The organism is Kineococcus endophyticus (assembly GCF_040796495.1).
GTDB classification, from domain to species: domain Bacteria; phylum Actinomycetota; class Actinomycetes; order Actinomycetales; family Kineococcaceae; genus Kineococcus; species Kineococcus endophyticus.
Window position 1 is genome coordinate 1 of the sequence record NZ_JBFNQN010000011.1, and the last position, 16953, is coordinate 16953.

At 73.2% G+C, this 16953-nt stretch carries 15 protein-coding genes; 9 read left to right on the forward strand and 6 right to left on the reverse strand.

All coding sequences use genetic code 11. The features are described 5' to 3' along the window. The first annotated feature begins 329 nt into the window (after positions 1 to 329). Positions 330 to 1682: a GNAT family N-acetyltransferase gene (locus tag AB1207_RS15865; RefSeq protein WP_367639365.1), complete on the forward strand. Its 1353-nt coding sequence runs from the start codon at positions 330 to 332 to the stop codon at positions 1680 to 1682. Here the strand turns inward: AB1207_RS15865 and AB1207_RS15870 are convergent. Genes AB1207_RS15870 through glpX form a run of 3 tightly spaced genes read right to left on the reverse strand, consistent with a single transcriptional unit; the run spans position 1644 to position 4508 of the window. Beyond that, a complete protein-coding gene (locus tag AB1207_RS15870) occupies positions 1644 to 2504 on the reverse strand; it encodes a PrsW family intramembrane metalloprotease (RefSeq protein ID WP_367639366.1) in 861 nt (286 codons plus the stop codon). The two genes, AB1207_RS15865 and AB1207_RS15870, sit on opposite strands and share 39 nt — an antisense overlap. A gap of 19 nt (positions 2505 to 2523) precedes the next feature. Beyond that, positions 2524 to 3462, reverse strand: coding sequence for a carbohydrate kinase family protein (locus AB1207_RS15875; RefSeq protein ID WP_367639367.1), 939 nt, complete (start codon positions 3460 to 3462; stop codon positions 2524 to 2526). After that, on the reverse strand, positions 3462 to 4508 hold the full coding sequence (gene glpX / locus AB1207_RS15880) for a class II fructose-bisphosphatase (protein ID WP_367639368.1): 1047 nt from the start codon (positions 4506 to 4508) through the stop codon (positions 3462 to 3464). The genes AB1207_RS15875 and glpX overlap by 1 nt, the downstream gene beginning before the upstream one ends. Positions 4509 to 4627: 119 nt before the next feature. Here glpX and AB1207_RS15885 point away from each other — a divergent pair, with 119 nt between their 5' ends. Then, complete coding sequence (locus AB1207_RS15885) at positions 4628 to 5251, forward strand: DUF4245 domain-containing protein (RefSeq protein WP_367639369.1); 624 nt, start codon at positions 4628 to 4630, stop codon at positions 5249 to 5251. Between the two features lie 214 nt (positions 5252 to 5465). Further along, a complete protein-coding gene (locus AB1207_RS15890; protein ID WP_367639370.1) occupies positions 5466 to 5741 on the forward strand; it encodes a hypothetical protein in 276 nt (91 codons plus the stop codon). A gap of 169 nt (positions 5742 to 5910) precedes the next feature. On the opposite strand, the gene AB1207_RS15895 is transcribed toward AB1207_RS15890, so the two are convergent. Beyond that, on the reverse strand, positions 5911 to 6144 hold the full coding sequence (locus tag AB1207_RS15895; protein ID WP_367639371.1) for an exodeoxyribonuclease VII small subunit: 234 nt from the start codon (positions 6142 to 6144) through the stop codon (positions 5911 to 5913). Positions 6145 to 6178: 34 nt separating this feature from the next. After that, a complete protein-coding gene (xseA, locus tag AB1207_RS15900) occupies positions 6179 to 7429 on the reverse strand; it encodes an exodeoxyribonuclease VII large subunit (protein WP_367639372.1) in 1251 nt (416 codons plus the stop codon). Positions 7430 to 7560: 131 nt separating this feature from the next. Between xseA and AB1207_RS15905 the strand changes: the two genes are divergently transcribed. Beyond that, the gene (locus tag AB1207_RS15905; protein ID WP_367639554.1) at positions 7561 to 8598 is read left to right on the forward strand and encodes a 4-hydroxy-3-methylbut-2-enyl diphosphate reductase; all 1038 of its coding nucleotides are present in this window, start codon (positions 7561 to 7563) and stop codon (positions 8596 to 8598) included. Here AB1207_RS15905 and AB1207_RS15910 read toward each other — a convergent pair. After that, complete coding sequence (locus AB1207_RS15910) at positions 8585 to 9745, reverse strand: DNA recombination protein RmuC (protein WP_367639373.1); 1161 nt, start codon at positions 9743 to 9745, stop codon at positions 8585 to 8587. The genes AB1207_RS15905 and AB1207_RS15910 overlap by 14 nt on opposite strands. Before the next feature lie 91 nt (positions 9746 to 9836). Here AB1207_RS15910 and ychF point away from each other — a divergent pair, with 91 nt between their 5' ends. The 5 genes from ychF (at position 9837) to AB1207_RS15935 (ending at position 16933) form a co-directional block, all read left to right on the forward strand. Next, positions 9837 to 10922, forward strand: a complete 1086-nt coding sequence (gene ychF, locus AB1207_RS15915) for a redox-regulated ATPase YchF (protein WP_367639374.1) — start codon at positions 9837 to 9839, stop codon at positions 10920 to 10922. 584 nt (positions 10923 to 11506) lie between these two features. Beyond that, positions 11507 to 13162, forward strand: coding sequence for a peptide ABC transporter substrate-binding protein (locus AB1207_RS15920; protein WP_437178965.1), 1656 nt, complete (start codon positions 11507 to 11509; stop codon positions 13160 to 13162). 132 nt (positions 13163 to 13294) lie between these two features. Further along, positions 13295 to 14221 carry an ABC transporter permease gene (locus AB1207_RS15925; protein WP_367639375.1) on the forward strand — a complete coding sequence of 309 codons (927 nt, stop codon included), beginning with the start codon at positions 13295 to 13297 and terminating at the stop codon, positions 14219 to 14221. Beyond that, complete coding sequence (locus AB1207_RS15930; protein ID WP_367639376.1) at positions 14214 to 15197, forward strand: ABC transporter permease; 984 nt, start codon at positions 14214 to 14216, stop codon at positions 15195 to 15197. Before AB1207_RS15925 ends, AB1207_RS15930 begins: the two co-directional genes overlap by 8 nt. Further along, positions 15194 to 16933, forward strand: coding sequence for a dipeptide ABC transporter ATP-binding protein (locus AB1207_RS15935; RefSeq protein WP_367639377.1), 1740 nt, complete (start codon positions 15194 to 15196; stop codon positions 16931 to 16933). Before AB1207_RS15930 ends, AB1207_RS15935 begins: the two co-directional genes overlap by 4 nt. Positions 16934 to 16953: the final 20 nt, after the last annotated feature.

Sequence of the window (16953 nt, forward strand, 5' to 3'; positions counted from 1 at the left end):
ACGTGGCGCAGGAGCTGAACGGGCGACCACGCAAGACGCTCGGCTGGGCCAACCCAGCCGAGCGCCTACGTGATCTACTCACCCTCACGTAGACCACGCGGTGTTGCGAGGACCACGAGAATCCGCCCCGCTAGGTTCGGCCCGATGCGTCAACGATCCCGACCCCAGGCGGCGTTGCAGAGCGCTGCGTAGACGGCTCGTGACGCTGCGTCGACGGCGCGGCGGCGAGTGAGGGAGCTTGCGCGGTCCTGTCCGACGTCCCGGTTAACGTACGCGCACGAGTCCTCCACACGGGTCGGCTCGACGGTGCGAGCGGGCGGAGGTGGGCGGTGACGGACCTCGCCGTGCCCGCCGCCGACGCCTCCGACGTCCCGCCCGGGTCGACGACCTCCGCGCCCTCCGACGCCGGGCTGGCTCTCGTCCACGACCCGGCCCACGGGCTGGCGGTGACGGTCCGCCGCCACCTCGACAACGCGCCCGTGCCCGAGTGGCGCGTGCTGGCCCAGCAGGGGGGCCACCCCCCGTTCACCGGTCCGGACTGGCTGCGGGCCGTGCACGCCCACGTCGGGCGGGGTGAACCGCTGCTGGTCAGCGTCCGCCGCGACGGCCGGCTCCTCGCCTTCGGCGCCTTCGCGCTCCTCGGTGGCCCGCGCCCCCTGCTGACGTTCCTCGGCGCGGGGGGCAGCGACTACGCGGCCGTCCTCACCGACCCCGACGCCGACGTCCCGGCCGTGCGGCTCGTCGCGGCCGTCCTCGACGGCGCCGTGCGCGAGGCCCCGGGGGCGTTCCTCGACCTCGAGCAGGTGCCGGCGCAGGGCGAGCAGACCGAGCACGTCGCCGCCTGGGCCCGGCTGCGCGGGTACGCCCAGCGCACGCTGCCGCAGGCCACCGTCCACTCCGTCGCCCTGCCCGCGACGGTCGAGGAGTACGACGCCTCGCTCGGCCGGCACGCCCGTCACGAGGAGCGCCGGCAGTGGCGGCGGCTGGCCGAGCTGGGCGAGCTCGCCGTCGCCGACGACCTCCTCGAGCCCGTCACGGCGCTGCGCCCGCACGACCCGGAGGCGGCCGCGGACCGGCTGGAGGAGCTCGTCACCGAGCTCGCGGAGGTCGACGACGCGCACCCGCACGCCGAGCGCCGCCGCCGGCCCTGGCGGGGCGCCTCGGGCCGCACGCTGACCGAGGTCCTGTGGACCTCCCCGCCGGGGACCGTCCAGCTGTCCGGGCTGCGCGTGGACGGGGAGCTCGTGGCCTACGCGTTCTGCCTGGCCGGGCCCCGCGCCCTGCACGGGTACGTGCAGAGCTACCGCTCGCGGTACGCGCCGACGGGTCCGGGCACGCTCCTGCTGCTGCGGCTGTGCCGCCGGGCCGTGCTCACCGGGTACCGCGAGCTGGACCTGCTGCGCGGGGACGAGGCGTACAAGAGGCGGCTGCACCCCGTCGCGCACCAGACCGTGCGGCTGGTGCTCACGCCCTCGGGGCGGGACGCGCTGCCGGCGCTGGCCGACCGGTTCGCGCTGCTCCGGCGCACCTACCGCGACGAGGTCCGCCGCTCCGAACGGCTCGACCGGTCGTGGACCGCGCTGGCGGGCGCGCTGGAGCGGGCCCGCGACGAGGTCGTCCGGCGCCGCCCGGCCCTCCCTGCCCTACCGGCCCCACGCCTGCCGCGACGGCGGCGTCGCTGACGGCTGTGCTGACGGTGGGGTCGCCGGGACGCGCCGGTGGGCCCGCAGGAGGAACACGAACAGCACGACGAGCCCGACGACGGCCACGACGAGGTGGACGAGGTCGCTGCCCGAGGAGTCCCACGTCGCGTGCAGCACCACCGCCAGCAGGTACGTGCCGACGAACGCCCACACCGCCCGCCCCCGGCGCCGGGCGGAGGGGATGCGCCACAGCATCGCCACGGTCATGCCCGTCCACGCGATGTGGCAGGCAGGGGAGAGCAGCCCGCGCAGCAGCAGCTCCTCGTCGACCGCGGCGATGCTGCGCGCCCGCAGCAGTTCCTGGAAGCCGTAGCCCATCGTCTCCAGCACCGCGAAGCCCATGCCCGAGGCGACCCCCACGACGACGCCGCCGCGCGGGTCGCGCGGGCGCAGCACCAGGAACACCGCCAGGGGCACCACGAGCTTCGCGAACTCCTCGATGAGCCCCACGAAGAGCATCGGGACGGTGCCCAGGGTCCGCAGCGTGTCGAACTCCAGCGTCCCGGCCGTCACCGTGCCGACCACCCCGCCGGCGATCGCCACGGTGGCCACGAGCCAGCCGCGCACGGCCGGGCCGCGGCCGCCCGTCTCGGCGAAGGCCAGGACGCTCACGGGGACGGTGATGGCCCCCAGGAGCAGCAGCGAGGGGAAGAAGTTGAGGTTCTCCGTGTTCACCATCACCCGGAGCACGACGACGTAGGCGAGGACGCCGGCGACGAGCACCCCCAGCCACGCGAGGCGGGCCAGCCGGCCGGTGCGGGGGGACGCGGAGGGCGCTGTCGGGACGTGATCGTGGGTCACGCCCGACAGCGTGGCCGAGCTACCCCCGGGCCGCCAGTTCCGCACGGGTGGGCGGGTTCGCCCCGGCCCGTGAGCACGTGATGGACGCCGAGGCGATGGCCGTGGTGACCAGGGACTCCAGCGTCCCGAGCCCCAGGTGCCGCAGCCTCGGCAGCGCGTCGCCCCCGAGGAGGTCGTGCTCGGCGAGGGCGTGCAGCAGCCCCGACATGAACGCGTCCCCCGCCCCCACGGTGTCGACGACGTCGACGCGCGGGGCCGGGACGTGCAGCGTGCCGGCGCCCGAGACCGCGACGGCGCCGGCGCTGCCGCGCGTCACCACGACGAGCGCGGGGCCGCACCCCTGCCAGCGGTGCGCGACGTCCTCGACGTCCTGACCCGGCAGCAGCCACTCGAGGTCCTCGTCGGAGGCCTTGACGACGTCGGCGGCCGCCACGAACTCCTCCACCCGCGCCAGCGCCTGGGCGGGGGAGTCGAAGAAGGCCGGTCGCACGTTCGGGTCGTAGCTGGTCGTGGCCCGCCCGCGCACCGAGCGCAGCAGGTCCAGGGCCGTCGTGGCCCCCGGGTCCACGGCCGCGCCGATGGACCCGGTGTGCAGCAGGGCGAGGTCGTCCGGCAGGGACGTCTCCGGCACCCGCCAGACCAGGTCGAAGTCGTAGGTGGCCTTGCCCTCGGCGTCGATCTCGGCCCGCGCGACGGCGGTCCGGTCGGCGTCCACGGCGCCCGGCAGCAACCGCACCCCGGCCCCGGCGAGGTGGCCGGTCAGCAGCTCGCCGTGGGCGTCGTCGCCGAGCCGGGTGAGGAGGGCGACGTCGTGCTCGAGCCGGCCCAGGCCGTAGGCGACGTTCAGCGGGGACCCGCCGGGGTGCTCGGCGCTGGTGTCCTCGCCCGCGCGGTGCACGACGTCGACGAGGGCCTCCCCGACGACGACGGTCGGGCGGGAGGGTGCACGTCCCGCCATCAGCGCGGACCGGTGAAGTCGACGGCGGAGTAGGCCTGCAGCTTGGACAACCGGTGCTCGCTCTCGACCTTGCGGATGGTGCCGGACTTGCTGCGCATGACGATGCTCGACGTGGAGATCGTGTCGCCGCGGTAGCGCACGCCGTCGACGAGCTCGCCGTCGGTGATGCCGGTGACGACGAAGTAGACGTTGTCGCTGGCCACGAGGGTGGACGTGTCGAGGACGGCGTCGAGGTCGTGCCCGGCGTCGATCGCCTTCTGCTTCTCCTCGTCGTCGCGCGGCCACAGCCGGCCCTGGATCGCGCCGCCGAGGCAGTGCATCGCGCAGGCCGTGATGATCCCCTCCGGGGTGCCGCCGACGCCGAGGAGCAGGTCGACGCCGGTGCCCTCGCGGGCGGCCATGACGGCGCCGGCGACGTCGCCGTCGGAGATGAACTTGATGCGGGCGCCGGCGTCGCGGACCTCCTCGGCCAGCTTCGCGTGCCGCGGGCGGTCCAGGATGCAGACCGTCACGTCCTCGACCCAGCGCTTCTTCGCGCGGGCCAGGCGGCGGATGTTCTCCCGCACCGGCAGGCGGATGTCGACGACGTCCGCGGCCTCGGGGCCGACGGCCAGCTTGTCCATGTAGAACACGGCGCTCGGGTCGTACATCGTGCCGCGCTCGGCGACGGCCAGGACGGCCACCGCGTTCGGCATGCCCCGCGCCGTGAGGGTCGTCCCGTCGATGGGGTCGACGGCCACGTCGCACTCGGCGCCGCTGCCGTCCCCGACGCGTTCGCCGTTGTAGAGCATGGGCGCGTTGTCCTTCTCGCCCTCGCCGATGACGACGGTGCCGTTCATCGAGACGGTGCCGATGAGGGTGCGCATGGCGTTGACGGCGGCGCCGTCGGCCTTGTTCTTGTCCCCGCGCCCGACCCACCGGCCGCCGGCCATGGCGGCTGCCTCGGTGACGCGGACGAGCTCCATCGCGAGGTTGCGGTCGGGGGCCTCGTCGGCGACGACGAGGGAGGGCGGGAGCGTGGTCTGGTGGGACGGGGTGTGAGCCATGGGCGGGACCTCCTGGGCGACGTGGATCTGCTGGTCGGCGCTGCGGGATCCGGTGCCCCCGGGCGGGCGGCCGGCGACGCTCGTCGTCGGCTGCCGACTCTATCCGTCACCATGGGGGCGTGAGCACGACCGGTCGCCCCTCCGACAGCCCGTCCGTCGCACCGGGGGAGGACCCCCGCGGCGTCCCGCGGCAGCGGCACTCCGGCGGCAACGTCCGGTCGATGGTGCTGTCCATGGCCGTGATCCTCGGCATGGTCCTCGTCGTCGTCTGGCTCATCCCGCGGCCCAACGCCATCGAGCAGCCCGCCGTGGACGTCGCCAACGCCGCCCAGGGCGCCGCCTCCCAGCTGCCGTTCGCCCCCGTCGTCCCGGACGGCCCGGAGGGCTGGACCGCGACGTCGGCCAACGTCAACCGCTCGACCGACGGCGTCGTGACCTGGCACATCGGGTACCGCACGGACGGCGGGAAGTACCTGGCCCTGGAGACCGCGCAGGACACGACGCGCACCTGGCTGCGCGCCCAGACCCAGAGCGGTGACGCCCAGGGCGAGCAGACGATCGGCGGGGAGGTCTGGCAGCGGTACCTGCAGCCGGACCGCGAGCGCTACAGCCTGGTGCGCACCCAGGACGGGCAGACGTTGCTCGTGACGGGGGAGGGCGGGTACGGCGTGCTCACCGAGCTCGTGCAGGCCGCTGAGGCCGGCTGGACCAAGGCCGGGACGCCCTGGGGCGTGCGCTCCTAGGACCCGGCACCGAGATGGCGCCACCAGGTCGCCGGGCCCCCGAGTGGCACGTTCCGCCCCACGTCCGGGTCCCGAACGGGTCGCGACGCACCACGTCCGCGGTGCGGCACGTTCCCGCGACGGGCGTTCGCCGGCCCGCTCGTGACCGCACCGTCGTGCTGTCGGCCGGGACGTCGGGGACCTCGCGGTCCCGCTCGACGTCTTGGGGTCGACCGTGAGGGCGTCGCCTCCCCAGCACTCTGATCGCACGACCGGGCGGCCGAGGTGGCGGGCGACGACGACGCGTCGACAGTCGAAGACCTTCGCCCTCCTGTGGGGCGTCCTCGCGCTCGTCTGGTGGCTCCTGCTCGCGTCCGGTGGGAACGCGTGGTGGCAGTACGTGACGGGGGCCGCGTGGACGGCCATGGCCATCGGCCACGGCATCTCGTGGCGCCTGTGGCGGCCGGAGTGGGACCGCTCGGGGAGTCGGGCCAGCGGTCGGAACCGCTGAGGTCGCGCGATCACCCGGGCTCGATCGACGACGGGCGGGTCAGCGTGACGAGCCCCGACCAGCCTGACGAGCCGGCGCCCCGGGGGCCGCTGCCGTCCACCGCGGCGTCGACCGGCGGGGGTGCCGACCACTGCCGCACCCCGCGCCCACGGGTGCGACGCGGCGGCACCTACTCCTCGTCGGCGTCGCTCCCACGGGCCGCGTCGAGCCGCTCGCGGGCGCCGTCGAGCCACTGCTGGCAGCGGTCGGCCAGCGCCTCCCCGCGCTCCCACAGGGCCAGCGCCTCCTCCAGGCCGGTCCCGCCCGTCTCCAGGCGCCGCACGACGTCGACGAGCTCGTCGCGGGCCTGCTCGTAGCTCAGCTGGTCCGCGGGCGTGGTGGTCGCGGTCGTCTCCTCGGGCACCCCGGGAGGTTACCCAGCGCCACCGGCGGACCCGTCACCCCGCGGTCGCCGCGACCTCCCCGTCGGCCAGCCGCAGGCGCAGCGCGGTGCCGGCGGGCGCGTCCTGCGGCTCCCGGACGAGGCTGCCGTCCTCCCGCTGCACCACTGCGTAGCCGCGCAGCAGCGTCGAGCGGGGGGACAGCGCCCGCACGCTCGTCCGCAGGTGCTCGACGTCGACGGCGGCCCGGTCCAGGCGCCCCGACACGGCCCGGCGCGCCCGCTCGCGCAGCCCGTCGACCTCGGCCGCCCGCCTGTCGAGCAGGACGTGCGGCGCGGCGAGGACCGGCCGGCTGCGCAGGGCGGCGAGCGCGTGCCCCTCGCGCTCGACGCGGCCCGTGACGGCCCGCCGCGCCCGCGACCGCAGCTGGCGGACCCCGGCCAGCTCCTCGACGACGTCCGGGACGACGAGGCGGGCGGCGTCCGTGGGCGTCGAGGCGCGCACGTCGGCGACGAGGTCGACCAGCGGGGAGTCGACCTCGTGCCCGATCGCCGAGACGACGGGGGTGCGGGCCGCGGCCACCGCCCGCACGAGGGCCTCGTTGCTGAACGGCAGCAGGTCCTCGACGCTGCCGCCGCCGCGGGCCAGCACGACGACGTCGACGGCGGGGTCGGCGTCGAGCTCGGCGAGCGCGGCCACCACCTCGGTGACGGCGTTGGGCCCTTGGACGGCCACCTCGCGGACCTCGAAGCGCACCGCGGGCCAGCGCAGCCGCGCGTTCTCCACCACGTCGCGCTCGGCGGCCGAGGCCCGGCCGCAGACCAGGCCGACGGTGCGCGGCAGGAAGGGCAGCGGCCGCTTGCGGGCGGTGTCGAAGAGGCCCTCGCTGCGCAGCACCCGCTTGAGGTGCTCCAAGCGCGCCAGCAGCTCCCCGACGCCGACGGGGCGCACGTCGTCGGCGGCCAGGGACAGCGACCCCCGCTTGGCGAAGAACTCCGGCCGGGCGTGGACGACGACGCGCGTGCCGTGGGCCAGGCCGTCGGGGAGCGCGTCGCGCAACCGTCCGAGCACGCGGCGGGCGATCGTCACCGGCAGGGACATGTCGGTGTCCGCGTCGCGCAGCGTCACGAAGACGACGGAGGAACCGGGGCGGTCGGAGACCTGCACGACCTGGCCCTCGACCCACGTCCAGGGCATCTTGGCGATGTAGGCGTCCATCTTGGCGGCGAGGAGCCGCACGGGCCACGGGTTCTCGGCGGTCGTCTCCCCGGCGGTGCTGGGACGGCGCGGCGGCGGGTCGGCGGGCACGGGCCCATCCTCCCCGGCCCTGCGCGCCGACCTACCATGGGGCGGTGAGCCAGACCGCCGAGACCGCAGCCGCGACCACCGCCGTCCTCGACGCGGGCCTCGACGCAGGGGACGACTGCAACGACACCTCGCTGCTCGCCCGGCCGACGGAGCGGGCCACCTGGGACGGGGGCAAGCGCGTCCTGCTCGCGGCTCCCCGCGGCTACTGCGCCGGGGTCGACCGCGCCGTCGTCGCCGTGGAGAAGGCGCTGGACCTCTACGGGTCGCCCGTCTACGTGCGCAAGGAGATCGTCCACAACAAGCACGTCGTGCAGACGCTGCAGCAGCGCGGTGCCGTGTTCGTCGACGAGACCGACGCCGTCCCCGAGGGCGCCCACCTCGTGTTCTCCGCCCACGGCGTGAGCCCCGCGGTGCGCGAGGCCGCGGCGGCGCGCTCGCTGCAGACGATCGACGCGACGTGCCCGCTGGTCACCAAGGTCCACAAGGAGGCCGTCCGCTTCGCCTCCCAGGACGCCCGCATCCTCCTCATCGGCCACACCGGCCACGAGGAGGTCGAGGGCACGGCGGGCGAGGCGCCCGAGCACATCACCGTCGTCGACAGCCCCGAGGTCGCCGACACGATCGAGGTCGAGGACACCGGCAACCTCGTGTGGCTCTCGCAGACCACCCTCAGCGTCGACGAGACGATGGAGACGGTCCGCCGCCTGCGCGTCCGGTTCCCGCACCTGCAGGACCCGCCGAGCGACGACATCTGCTACGCCACCTCCAACCGCCAGGTCGCGGTGAAGAAGATCGCCCCCGAGGCCGAGCTCGTCATCGTCGTCGGCAGCGCGAACTCCTCCAACTCCGTGCGCCTGGCCGAGGTGGCCCTCGACGCGGGAGCCCGTGCGGCGCACCGGGTCGACAACGCCGGCGAGGTCGACGACGCCTGGTTCGAGGGCGTCACCACCGTGGGGCTCACCTCCGGTGCGTCCGTCCCGGAGGTGCTCGTGCAGGAGGTGCTGGCCCTGCTCGCCGACCGCGGCTACGGCGCGGTCGAGGAGGTCACGACGGCCATGGAGGACCTGCAGTTCGCCCTGCCGACGGACCTGCGCCGCGACCTGAAGGCGGCCGGCGCGAGCCCGACGAACGCGGCCGGACGCCGCTCGCTGCCCGTCACTCCCGTCTGACCCGCAGCGGGACGACCTGCTCGTCCAGCAGCTCCGGGGCGGTCAACGGCCGGACGGCGTCCTCGAGGGGGACGAGTGCGGGCAGCGTCTCGTCGGCCAGGTCCAGCTCGCGGATGCGGCGGGCGGACACGAGGACGCGCCGCTCCAGCGTGCCCACGAAGCGGTTGTAGTCCTCCACGGCGCGGTGCAGCGTGCGCCCGAGGGAGGCGGTGTGACCCCCGAGCGTCCCGAGCCGCTCGTACAGCTCACGGCCCACCTCGAACAGCTCCCGCGCGTTCCCCGCGACCGCGTCCTGCTGCCACGTCAGGGCCACCGTGCGCAGCAGCGCCAGCAGCGTCGTCGGAGTGGCCAGCACGACCCGCCGCGACATGGCGTGCTCGAGCAGCGTCGGGTCCGCCTCGCACGCGGCGGCCAGGAACGCCTCGCCCGGCACGAAGCAGACGACGACGTCGGGGGAGTCCTCGACCGCGCTCGGGTACTCCTTCGCGGCGAGGGCGTCGACGTGGCCGCGGACCGCGCGCGCGTGGGCCAGCAGCTCGCGGCGCCGCTCGCCGTCGTCGGCCGCCTCGCCCGCGCGCAGGAACGCGGCGAGCGGCGCCTTGGCGTCGACGACGACGTGCTTGCCGCCCGGGAGGTTGACGACGAGGTCGGGGCGGACGCTGCGCCCGGCGCGCGTCGTGAGCGTCGTCTGCTCGACGAAGTCGACGCGGTCGAGCATGCCGGCGTGCTCGACGACGCGGCGCAGCTGGACCTCGCCCCACGACCCGCGCGAGCTGGACGCGCGCAGGGCCCCGGCGAGGGAGGCCGTCTGGTCGCGCAGCGCGTCCGTGCCCTCGGCGACCGAGCGCAGCTGCTCGGTGAGCCGCGCGTACTGCTGCACGCGGTCCCGCTCCAGCGCCGCGACCTGCGCCTCGACCCGTTCCAGCGTGGCCGCCACGGGGGTCACCGTCGCCGTCAGCTCGTGGCCGGCCGCGACGCGGTCCTCCAGCTCCTCGACGCGGTCGCGCAGCAGGTCCCGCTCGGCGCGCAGGGCGGCTTCGGCGGGGGCGGCCCGGCCGCGCAGCACCCAGCGCAGCAGCAGGGCCCCGGCGACGACGCCCACGAGCAGGCCGAGGAGCAGACCGAGCAGGAGAGCGAGGACGTCCATGCCGGGGACTGTGCCACCCGCCTCGGACACCGTCCGGGACCTCCCCTCGGACACCCGGGGCACGGGGCCGGGCGGGTAGGCTCCTGTTCCCGTGGCTCTCACCATCGGCATCGTCGGACTGCCCAACGTCGGCAAGTCCACGCTCTTCAACGCACTGACCGAGAACGACGCGCTCGCGGCGAACTACCCGTTCGCGACGATCGAGCCGAACGTCGGGGTCGTCGCGCTGCCCGACCCGCGCCTGGACCGGCTCGCCCAGCTCTTCGACAGCGAGAAGACGGTGCCGGCCACCGTGTCCTTCGTCGACATCGCCGGCATCGTCAAGGGCGCGAGCGAGGGGGAGGGGCTGGGCAACAAGTTCCTGGCCAACATCCGCGAGGCGGACGCGATCTGCCAGGTGACGCGCGCCTTCGCCGACCCGGACGTCGTGCACGTCGCGGGGGCCGTCGACCCGGCCGACGACATCGAGACCGTGCACACCGAGCTCGTGCTGGCCGACCTGCAGACCCTCGAGCGCGCGGTGCCGCGCCTGGAGAAGGAGGTCAAGGGCAAGAAGGCCGACCCGGCGGTGCTCAAGGCCGCCGTCGCCGCACAGGCCGTGCTCGACTCGGGCCGGCCGCTGTCGGCCGCCACGGCCGCCGACGACGTCGACGTGGCGCTGCTCAAGGAGCTGGGGCTGCTGACGACCAAGCCCTTCCTCTACGTCTTCAACGTCGACGAGACCGTCCTGGGCGACGAGGCCCGCAAGCAGGAGCTGCGCACGCTGGTGGCGCCGGCCGAGGCCGTCTTCCTCGACGCCAAGCTGGAGTCCGAGCTGGCCGAGCTGTCGGCCGAGGAGGCGGCCGAGCTGCTCGAGTCCGTCGGCCAGACCGAGTCCGGCCTCGACCAGCTCGCCCGCGTCGGCTTCGACACGCTGGGCCTGCAGACGTACCTGACGGCCGGTCCGAAGGAGTCGCGCGCCTGGACGATCCACCGCGGCTGGACGGCGCCGCAGGCGGCCGGGGTCATCCACACCGACTTCCAGCGCGGCTTCATCAAGGCCGAAGTCGTGTCCTTCGAGGACCTCCTCGCCGCCGGGTCGATGGCGGAGGCCAAGGCCGCGGGGCGGGTGCGGATCGAGGGCAAGGAGTACGTCATGGCCGACGGGGACGTCGTCGAGTTCCGCTTCAACGTCTGAAACGGCCCGGAAGGGTCCGTTCCTGCCCGTCCGGAAACGCCGTGGAAACACGGCGGACCCGAGCTGGAAACGATTGTGTCTCGATCCGTGCCGCGTGCCCCGAAACGGCTGGGAAGGGCGGGCGGAGTGCGTCATGCTCACGGGGCGGTGAGGTCGACGGGGATCTCACCGCTCCCACGTCCGGGGCCGGCGCCCCGCGGGTCGAGCCTCCCCGGTGGCCAGACCGACACCACATCGTTACCTCAGGGCCCGATCAGCGCGATCACGCCCTTGACCTGCGACGACGTGTCATCCTTGATGCACGCTGGGTCACGCGAGGGGTGTCGGACGCCGCGATGGAGGAGGACACTGGGGGCGGTCTGCGCCCTTGACGTCCGCCAACCGTTCACGGTCGTCCGGAAATGCGTTGACCGGGTGTTAACGTGCTGCCCGACCTGTAGAGGTGGACATCCTGCTCGTCGGGAGTCGCCGTAGATGGGCAACCTGCCCACCCAGTTCCGCTTGCGAGGAGGAGTTCCACCTTGAGCAGCTTCGAGAAGGACGAGCGCCCGGCTGTCGAGCGCATCGGCATCGTCACCGGTGGCCTGCAGTCCCCGTTCAGCCGTCGCAACGGCCTCAAGGGCGCCCTGGGCATCGCCGCCCTGACGACGCTCGCGGCCTGCGGTGGCGGCAACGACGACAGCGGCAACGGCTCGGGTGATGGCGCCTCCGGCGGCAGCGGCGGCGCCATCGTCGTCAACGGCACCGAGCCGCAGAACCCGCTCGTCCCGACGGCCACCAACGAGGTCGGCGGTGGGCGCCTGCTCGACGCGCTGTGGGCCGGTCTCGTCTACTACAAGGCGGACGGCACCCCCGAGAACGACGTCGCGGACTCGATCGAGTCGACCGACGCGCAGAACTACACCATCAAGATCAAGTCGGGCACCAAGTTCTCCGACGGGACCGCGGTCACCGCCAAGTCCTTCGTCGACGCCTGGAACTACGGCGCCCTGGGCACCAACGCGCAGCTGTCGTCCTACTTCTTCGAGCCCATCGAGGGCTACGAGGCCGTGCAGGCCGAGCCGCCGACCGCGCAGACGCTCTCCGGTCTGGCTGTCGTCGACGACACGACCTTCACCGTCAAGCTCGTCCAGCCGGAGTCCGACTTCCCGCTGCGCCTGGGCTACTCGGCCTTCTACCCGCTGCCCGAGTCGGCGTTCACCGACATCAAGGCGTACGGCGAGAACCCGGTCGGCAACGGGCCGTACAAGCTCAAGGAGAAGGGCGCCTGGCAGCACAACGTCCGGATCGACTTCGTCCCGAACGACACCTACGCCGGGCCCCGCAAGGCGAAGAACGACTCCCTCGCCTTCGTCTTCTACGAGACCTACGACGCGGCGTACGCGGCCCTGCAGGGCGGCGACCTCGACGTCCTCGACAACATCCCCAGCTCGGCGCTGCTGACGTACACCGACGACCTGGGCGACCGCGCCGTCAACCAGCCGGCCGCCGTCTTCCAGTCCTTCTGCATCCCCGAGGGCCTGGAGGGCTTCGGCGGTGAGGAGGGCAAGCTGCGTCGCCAGGCCTTCAGCTACGCCTTCGACCGCGCGGCCGTCTGCAAGGCCGTCTTCAACGACACCCGCACCCCGGCCAAGGACTTCACGTCCCCGGTCATCGCGGGCTACTCCGAGACCGTGCAGGGCAACGAGGTCCTGAGCTTCGACGCGGCCAAGGCCAAGCAGCTGTGGGAGCAGGCCAACGCCATCAAGCCGTGGAACGGCAGCACCTTCACCATCGCCTACAACACCGACGGTGACCACCAGGCGTGGGTCGACGCGGTCACCGCGAGCATCCGCCAGGTGCTCGGCATCCAGGCCGAGGGCAAGCCGTACCCGACGTTCGCCCAGATCCGCACCGAGATCACCAACCGGTCGATCAAGGGCGCGTTCCGCACCGGCTGGCAGGCCGACTACCCGGGTCTGTACAACTTCCTGGCGCCGCTGTACGCCACGGGTGCCGGCTCGAACGACGGGGACTACTCCAACCCGCAGTTCGACGAGCTGCTCACCAAGGCGGCCGGCACGACCGACCAGGACGCGGCCAACAAGATCCTGCAGCAGGCGCAGACGATCCTGTTCGCCGACCTGCCCGTGATCCCGCTGTGGTACTCCAACGCCAGCGGTGGTTTCGGCGAGCAGGCCAAGAACGTCAAGTTCGGCTGGAACAGCGTCCCGCTGTACTACGAGATCACCAAGTCCTGACGTGAGGTCCGGGGGTGGGTCGTGCCAGGCGCGACCCACCCCCGTTCGCGCGCCGGGGAGCCGGCGCGACACTGTGTTCGACCGTGAAGGCCGGGGCGGCCAGGGAAGGTCGTCCCCCCGAGGAGGCTCGTGATGGGTTGGTACATCGGGCGCCGTCTGTTGCAGATGGTTCCCGTCTTCTTCGGAGCGACGCTCCTCATCTACGCCCTGGTGTTCCTGCTGCCCGGGGACCCGATCCTCGCGCTGTTCGGGGACAAGCCCGTCAGCGAGACGGCGCGGGCGACGCTGACGGCGCAGTACAACCTCGACAAGCCGTTCATCGTGCAGTACCTGCTCTTCCTCAAGGGCATCTTCACCCTGGACTTCGGGCAGTCGTTCTCGGGCCAGCCGGTGATCGACCAGATCACCCGCGCGTTCCCGGTGACCGTCAAGCTCGCGGTCGTGGCCCTCGTCATCGAGGCCGTCTTCGGCATCGCGTTCGGTTTCCTCGCCGGCCTGCGCCGCGGTGGGATCTTCGACTCGACCGTGCTGTTCCTCTCGCTGATCGTCATCGGCATCCCGGTCTTCGTCCTCGGCTTCGTCGGGCAGTACTTCGTCGGCGTGAAGTGGGGCATCGTCCGCTCCACCGTCGGCGGTGACCCCGCGCTCGTGGACCTGCTGCTGCCGGGGACCGTGCTCGGTGCGCTGTCCTTCGCCTACGTCCTGCGGCTGACGAGGAACTCCGTCGCCGAGGGCCTGTCGGCCGACCACGTGCGCACGGCGACGGCGAAGGGGCTGTCGCGGCCGCGGGTCATGACGGTGCACGTCCTGCGCAACTCGCTCATCCCGGTCGTGACCTTCCTCGGCACCGACCTCGGCGCGCTCATGGGCGGCGCCGTCGTCACCGAGGGCATCTTCAACGTGCCCGGGGTGGGCAACCTGCTCTACCAGTCCGTCATCCGGCAGGAGGGGCCGACCGTCGTGTCGGTCGTGACGATCCTCGTGCTCATCTACCTCGTCGCGAACCTCGTCGTCGACCTCCTGTACGCCGTTCTGGACCCGAGGATCCGCTATGTCTGAGCCCACCACCGGTCGTCACGCACAGCCGGGCGGCGGCGCCGCCGTGCGTCCCGGCCAGGAGCGCTTCGTCGCCCCGCTGGAGGAGACCCCGCTCGCGGCGGTCGACGCGGTCGACGAGTCCGCCCCCACCGGCGGCCTCTTCGCCGAGGCCTGGAAGCAGCTGCGCAAGCGGCCGATCTTCATCGTCGCGAGCCTCATCATCCTGCTGCTCGTCGTGGTCTCGGTGTTCCCGTCGTGGTTCACCTCGACCAACCCGCGGTTCGTCGACCTGTCGGTCGCGCTGCAGGGCCCCTCGGCCGCCCACCCCCTCGGGGTGACGCGCGGCGGCACCGACGTCTACGCCCGCCTCGTCTACGGTGCCCGCGCCTCGGTGAGCGTCGGGATCCTCACGACCGTCATGGTCGTCGTCGTGGGCGGTGTCGTCGGTGCGCTCGCCGGCTTCTACGGCGGGTGGCTGGACGCGATCCTGTCCCGCGTCGCGGACATCTTCTTCGCCCTGCCGCTCATCCTCGGGGCGATCGTCCTGCTGCAGACGATCCGCAGCCGCAACGTCGTGACCGTGGCCCTCACGCTGGCCCTCTTCGGCTGGCCGCAGGTCGCGCGCATCATGCGCGGGGCCGTCCTGCAGGTCCGGACCAACGAGTACGTCACGGCCGCCAAGTCCCTCGGGCTCTCGCGGATGGCCACGCTGCTGCGGCACGTCGTGCCGAACGCCCTCGGGCCCGTCATCGTCGTCGCGACGATCTCGCTGGGCACGTTCATCGCGGCCGAGGCGACGCTGTCGTTCCTGAGCCTGGGCCTGCCGCCGAACATCGTCTCCTGGGGCGGTGACATCTCCAACGCGCGCGCCACCCTGCGCACCGACCCGATGATCCTGCTCTGGCCGTCGATCGGGCTGTCGATCACCGTCCTGTCGTTCCTCATGCTCGGTGACGCCCTGCGCGACGCCCTGGACCCGAAGGGCCGCACCCGATGAGCCCGCAGAACACCTCCGCGGCCCCCGTCGACCGGACCAAGCCCGTCCTGGAGGTCCGCGACCTGGAGGTCGACTTCACCTCCGGCGGCCGGGCCGTCCACGCCGTCCGCAAGGCGAACTTCACGGTGTACCCCGGTCAGACGGTCGCCATCGTCGGCGAGTCCGGGTCCGGGAAGTCGACGTCGGCGATGGCCGTCATCGGGCTGCTGCCCGGCACGGGGAAGATCGTCGGCGGGCAGGTCCTGTTCGACGGCAAGGACATCGCGCACGCCTCGCGCAGCGAGTACGTCGCGCTGCGCGGCACGCACATCGGCCTGGTCCCGCAGGACCCGATGTCGAACCTGAACCCGGTGTGGAACATCGGCTTCCAGGTCAAGGAGGCCATCGAGGCCAACGGCATCGCCAAGGGCGCCGCGGCCAAGAAGCGCGCGATCGAGGTGCTCGGCGAGGCCGGCCTCGGCGACGCCGAGCGCCGCTACCGCCAGTACCCGCACGAGTTCTCCGGCGGGATGCGCCAGCGCGCGCTCATCGGCATCGGCCTGGCCTCCCGGCCGCGCCTGCTCATCGCCGACGAGCCGACGTCCGCCCTCGACGTGACCGTGCAGCGGGGGATCCTGGACCACCTGGACTCCCTCACCGCCGACCTCGGCACGGCCGTCCTGCTCATCACCCACGACCTCGGGCTCGCGGCCGAGCGGGCCGAGCACCTCGTCGTCATGTACAAGGGCCAGGTCGTCGAGTCGGGCCCGGCCCTGGAGATCCTCCAGGACCCCCGTCACCCGTACACCCAGCGCCTCGTCGCGGCGGCTCCGTCGCTGGCCTCGCGGCGGATGCAGTCCAGCCACCGCGCCCAGATCGTCGAGCAGGCCGAGGCGCGCGCCGAGCTGGTCCACGAGCAGGTCGCGGCGCAGACGCCCGTCGACGTGCCCGACGCGCCCACGGCCGACGTCATCGAGGTGCAGGGGCTGACGAAGGAGTTCGTCATCCGCGGCGCCGGGGTGCGCGGCGAGAAGCTGCTCGCGGTCGACGACGTGAACTTCGCGGTGCGCCGCGGGACGACGCTGGCCGTCGTGGGGGAGTCGGGGTCGGGCAAGTCGACCGTGGCGCAGATGGTCCTCAACCTGCTGCCCGCGACGTCCGGCAAGGTGCTCTTCGACGGGGTCGACATCACGACGCTGGACCGCAAGCAGCAGTTCGCGTTCCGCCGCCGGGTGCAGCCGATCTTCCAGAACCCGTACGGGTCGCTGGACCCGAGCTGGAGCATCTTCTCCTCGATCGAGGAGCCGCTGCGGGTGCACGGCGTCGGCGACGCCAAGAGCCGGGAGGCGCGCGTGCGCGACCTGCTCGACAAGGTCGCGCTGCCGCAGAGCTCGCTGCGCCGGTACCCCAACGAGCTGTCCGGCGGCCAGCGCCAGCGCGTGGCCATCGCCCGGGCGCTCGCGCTGCAGCCCGAGGTCGTCGTCTGCGACGAGGCCGTCTCGGCGCTCGACGTGCTGGTGCAGGGGCAGATCCTCACCCTGCTCAACGACCTGCAGGCCGAGCTGGGGCTGACGTACCTGTTCATCACGCACGACCTCGCGGTCGTGCGGGAGATCGCCGACGACGTCGTCGTCATGCAGAAGGGCCGGCTCGTCGAGCACGCCAGCGTCGAGGAGGTCTTCACCTCCCCGCAGCAGGAGTACACGCGGGCCCTGCTCGAGGCGATCCCCGGCCGCACGCTGCAGCTCGGCGCCTGAGGCACCCGTCCACTTCGGGC

Bases quoted from the DNA above. Each gene is read 5' to 3' on its own strand.
- AB1207_RS15875 (WP_367639367.1), bottom strand. From the start codon at position 3,462: ATGGCGGGACGTGCACCCTCCCGCCCGACCGTCGTCGTCGGGGAGGCC.
- glpX (WP_367639368.1), bottom strand. From the start codon at position 4,508: ATGGCTCACACCCCGTCCCACCAGACCACGCTCCCGCCCTCCCTCGTC.
- AB1207_RS15910 (WP_367639373.1), bottom strand. From the start codon at position 9,745: ATGGACGTCCTCGCTCTCCTGCTCGGTCTGCTCCTCGGCCTGCTCGTG.
- AB1207_RS15925 (WP_367639375.1), top strand. From the start codon at position 13,295: ATGGGTTGGTACATCGGGCGCCGTCTGTTGCAGATGGTTCCCGTCTTC.
- AB1207_RS15930 (WP_367639376.1), top strand. From the start codon at position 14,214: ATGTCTGAGCCCACCACCGGTCGTCACGCACAGCCGGGCGGCGGCGCC.
- AB1207_RS15935 (WP_367639377.1), top strand. From the start codon at position 15,194: ATGAGCCCGCAGAACACCTCCGCGGCCCCCGTCGACCGGACCAAGCCC.